We start from the raw sequence: 3,824 nt of genomic DNA on the forward strand, positions 1-3,824 counted from the left end.
TTAACCCGAAGCCACCGCGGTTTCCAGCAAGCTGAAGCAGAGCTATGGGAAATGTTTGGAACACTAGCAGAGAGCTGATTTTTTTACAGAAGGAATTCTTTATTTACACAAACTTCTTGACGCTCCCTATAATCCTTACAAATAAGTAATTATTGCTATCTATTATGTAAAATTTTAACAAAAAAGCCGACTCCAGTTGGAATCGACTTTCATTAAATGTGTATTATCTAATCTTCATGTGTAAAGTAATTATGAACTAGCTCTGTGTCTAATACATTATGTAAAACCATCACCGTATCTAACGTTTTAATCGACTCATCTGCTTTAGGAAGCAAGTTTAATCCTTCTCGATTAATTTCAACAATCAGTAAATTTGTCGGCAAATTCAAATCAGAGATTAACGTATTCTTTAGTGGACTTTCTGGTCCAATTGTAAACGTCGACACGATTAATTCACTTTCTTCCACTTTTTGAGGGGTTAATCGCTGAATCAGGTTGTTATATAAAGTTTCGTAAATAGGCTCTGTACGAGTGATTTCTCCTACAATGAAGGCGATAATTGAAGCGAAGGATAACATGATTAAGTGAGTAAATGACCCTGTCATCTCCATTACGAGTACAATTGACATAATAGGCGCTCGAACAACTGCGGTCATCACCGCCGACATACCTAAGATGATAAAATTCACCATATAAACTGGCTCTAGCCCACTAATGTGGTAAACAAGTAATCCAGAGATTGCCCCTAAAACTAGGACTGGCAAGAAAATACCTCCTTGAACTCCACTATTATAGGATATACTGGTAAAGACTAACTTACCTATCAACCAAAAGACTAACATCCCCACACTAATCGGTGCAGCAACCATATGCTCCACTAAATGATGCCCTCCACCTAATAACTCAGGTGAAAATAATCCAACAACGACCGTCAACATAAAAATCAATGGTACTAAATAGATTGGTTTTAACCTTGTCCAAGCAAAGAAACGTCGTGTCCATTCCATAAAGTGATTAAATAAAATCCCCACTAAACCTGCAATTAAACCAACAAGGACTACCCAACCAATATCGTTCATATCAATCGTTTGATTCACTCTAAAAGAGAAAGAATAAATCTTACCTGCAAATATAAATGAAACGAAGTTTGCTGTAATACTCGCAATAATACTTGGTAATAATAAGTAATGTGAGAAAGAACCGTACACTTCTTCTAAAGTAAATAAAGTCCCAGCAATCGGTGCATTAAATGCAGCCGACAAACCAGCACTCGCTCCAGCCGTAATTAAATAATTGGAAGTTAATTTATCTGTCTTGAATAACTTCCCAACAATCTTTCCGGTCACTCCACCTAACTGAATTGACGGACCTTCACGCCCTAAACTTAACCCAATAAAGTTAGCCAAAGAACCACCAAGAAACTTACTAATAAAGGTCGGTCCCGGATTCATTGACAATCTGCCTAGTAACTCTCCTCGGATTTGAGGTATTCCAGATCCTCCAGATAACGGTGCCCACTTTAATAACTGAACGACTATCACACCGAATACAAACGCTGCGAGAAACATCCATAAATAATTAATCGAAAATGGCATGTTATATATCGAATCACGAATCGTATCCAATTCAGCTAATACAAAGCGATAAGCCACCGCAAGCATTCCGCTAAATAAACCCGTTACTAAACCCAAGAAAATTAATTTAAATTTATTTGTTCCGGCTAAGTTACTTTCCCTTACCGGAATCTGCTTATATTCCTTCACCATTCCACATCAATCCAGCTTTCTAAAATAATAAGTACATCCTTAATCATATCATAAATTATAAGTGCATGTATCAAAAAATGTGTGCAAAAAAGCACTTTTTAGTGGGAGCTAGATTGGATGATAATCAGAATACGCGAATTTGTCGGAAAGTGACACTTTTTTGAGTAAGAGCGTCACTTTGGGTTCTCATAGTGTCGCTTTTCAGGAAAAAGCATCACTTTGGGTTTTCATAGTGACGCTTTTACGCGTTTAATCATGGATAATCAGAAATATGATGATTTCATTCGTAAACTTTGTATCATTTTGGTAAAAATATCGTAGACAAATAGGTTTAAGAAGGAAAAATAAATACACCCTACTACACATACTGATAAGAATGTCGCATTTACTAAAAAAATTTATACTTCAGATAATATTTTGGACAAATTTCGGACATTATCGAAGAAATATAACAATCCATAATTGACGCAAAAAATCTCAACCTCAAAATTCGCACTATTATATAGAAGGAACAGAGCGCAAAAAAGGCTGGTAACCTGATAAGATCACCAACCTTGTCTCAATAATAACTTAAAAAACTGCAATAAAAAAACACTTACTTAGGCATAGGGCAAGTGTTCTAACGTGGATTAAATCAATTAATAAATACCGGTAGTCGGGGTCGAACCGACACGTCCCGCAAAGGACATTGGATTTTGAGTCCAACGCGTCTGCCAATTCCGCCATACCGGCATAAAAGCCATTGTCTCGATATTAATTTTTGATAATTAAAAAATTGCGGGGGTAGGATTCGAACCTACGACCTTCGGGTTATGAGCCCGACGAGATGCCAGCTTCTCCACCCCGCGATAATAAAATAATATTTAGTAAAGGCGGTAGTCGGATTTGAACCGGCGATCAGAGTTTTGCAGACTCGTGCCTTACCACTTGGCTATACCGCCATTGTATTAAATAAAATAGTACCATTATAACAATGGTACTAGCGACTGGGGTAGCTGGATTCGAACCAACGCATAACGGAGTCAAAGTCCGTTGCCTTACCGCTTGGCTATACCCCAATGATAATATTACAACCTATATTATATAAAATATAGGCGACTGATGGGAATCGAACCCACGAGTGTCGGATCCACAAACCGATGCGTTAACCACTTCGCCACAATCGCCATCATCATATTATTAAAATTAAACAGGGGCAGTAGGAATCGAACCCACATTGACGGTTTTGGAGACCGTAGTTCTACCGTTAAACTATGCCCCTATTAAAAGGCAAAATTATTAAATTCCCCATTAATAATACAATGGTGGGGGAGAGATTCGAACTCCCGAACCCGAAGGAGCGGATTTACAGTCCGCCGCGTTTAGCCACTTCGCTACCCCACCATGAATGGCTTGGGACGGAATCGAACCGCCGACACCTTGAGCTTCAATCAAGTGCTCTACCAACTGAGCTACCAAGCCTACATTTTAAAAAACGGTCCGGACGGGATTTGAACCCGCGATCTCCTGCGTGACAGGCAGGCATGTTAACCCCTACACCACCGGACCTTGGTATTAATGGAGGATGACGGGATCGAACCGCCGACATCCTGCTTGTAAGGCAGACGCTCTCCCAGCTGAGCTAATCCTCCATGTTATTAAAATGTTAATGATCCGTACGGGATTCGAACCCGTGTTACCGCCGTGAAAGGGCAGTGTCTTAACCACTTGACCAACGGACCATTATAATATTAAGTTTCTAACGGAGAGTAAGGGATTCGAACCCTTGAGACATTTAATAAATGCCTACACGATTTCCAATCGTGCTCCTTCGGCCAACTCGGACAACTCTCCGATTTAACCTTACTCCGCAAGTAGGGCTCGAACCTACGACATCATGATTAACAGTCATGCGCTCTACCAGCTGAGCTATTGCGGAATGATTAAAATTTAACAATGCATGGCAACGACCTACTCTCACAGGACCAAAGGTCCAACTACCATCGGCGCTAAGAAGCTTAACTGCTGTGTTCGGCATGGGAACAGGTGTATCCTTCTTGCTACCATCACCACACATTG

1 protein-coding gene, 13 tRNA genes and 1 rRNA gene are annotated in these 3,824 nt (G+C 39.9%); all 15 read right to left on the reverse strand.

The features are described 5' to 3' along the window. Positions 1-227 precede the first annotated feature (227 nt). Positions 228-1,766: a ClC family H(+)/Cl(-) exchange transporter gene (locus ACEN31_RS11135; protein ID WP_407109451.1), complete on the reverse strand. Its 1,539-nt coding sequence runs from the start codon at positions 1,764-1,766 to the stop codon at positions 228-230. A gap of 646 nt (positions 1,767-2,412) precedes the next feature. Further along, positions 2,413-2,498: transfer RNA gene (locus ACEN31_RS11140), tRNA-Leu, on the reverse strand. 43 nt (positions 2,499-2,541) lie between these two features. Then, positions 2,542-2,614: transfer RNA gene (locus ACEN31_RS11145), tRNA-Met, on the reverse strand. 22 nt (positions 2,615-2,636) lie between these two features. Further along, positions 2,637-2,707: transfer RNA gene (locus tag ACEN31_RS11150), tRNA-Cys, on the reverse strand. 45 nt (positions 2,708-2,752) lie between these two features. Next, positions 2,753-2,824 (reverse strand) — tRNA-Gln (locus ACEN31_RS11155). A 35-nt stretch (positions 2,825-2,859) separates the two neighbouring features. Continuing rightward, a tRNA-His gene (locus ACEN31_RS11160) sits at positions 2,860-2,932 on the reverse strand. A gap of 24 nt (positions 2,933-2,956) precedes the next feature. Further along, positions 2,957-3,027 (reverse strand) — tRNA-Trp (locus tag ACEN31_RS11165). Between the two features lie 41 nt (positions 3,028-3,068). After that, positions 3,069-3,149 (reverse strand) — tRNA-Tyr (locus ACEN31_RS11170). Between the two features lie 5 nt (positions 3,150-3,154). Then, positions 3,155-3,227, reverse strand: a tRNA-Phe gene (locus ACEN31_RS11175). A gap of 14 nt (positions 3,228-3,241) precedes the next feature. Next, a tRNA-Asp gene (locus ACEN31_RS11180) sits at positions 3,242-3,314 on the reverse strand. Between the two features lie 10 nt (positions 3,315-3,324). Beyond that, positions 3,325-3,397: transfer RNA gene (locus ACEN31_RS11185), tRNA-Val, on the reverse strand. Positions 3,398-3,415: 18 nt separating this feature from the next. Continuing rightward, positions 3,416-3,487, reverse strand: a tRNA-Glu gene (locus ACEN31_RS11190). A gap of 21 nt (positions 3,488-3,508) precedes the next feature. Then, positions 3,509-3,599: transfer RNA gene (locus ACEN31_RS11195), tRNA-Ser, on the reverse strand. A 12-nt stretch (positions 3,600-3,611) separates the two neighbouring features. Next, positions 3,612-3,684, reverse strand: a tRNA-Asn gene (locus tag ACEN31_RS11200). Between the two features lie 19 nt (positions 3,685-3,703). Then, positions 3,704-3,819: ribosomal RNA gene (rrf, locus tag ACEN31_RS11205) — 5S ribosomal RNA — on the reverse strand. Positions 3,820-3,824: the final 5 nt, after the last annotated feature.

It is taken from the genome of Ruoffia sp. FAM 26255 (assembly GCF_045528525.1).
GTDB lineage: Bacteria > Bacillota > Bacilli > Lactobacillales > Aerococcaceae > Ruoffia > Ruoffia tabacinasalis.

Excerpts from the sequence above, each read along its gene's own strand:
- ACEN31_RS11135 (WP_407109451.1), bottom strand. The coding sequence starts at position 1,766 with ATGGTGAAGGAATATAAGCAGATTCCGGTAAGGGAAAGTAACTTAGCC.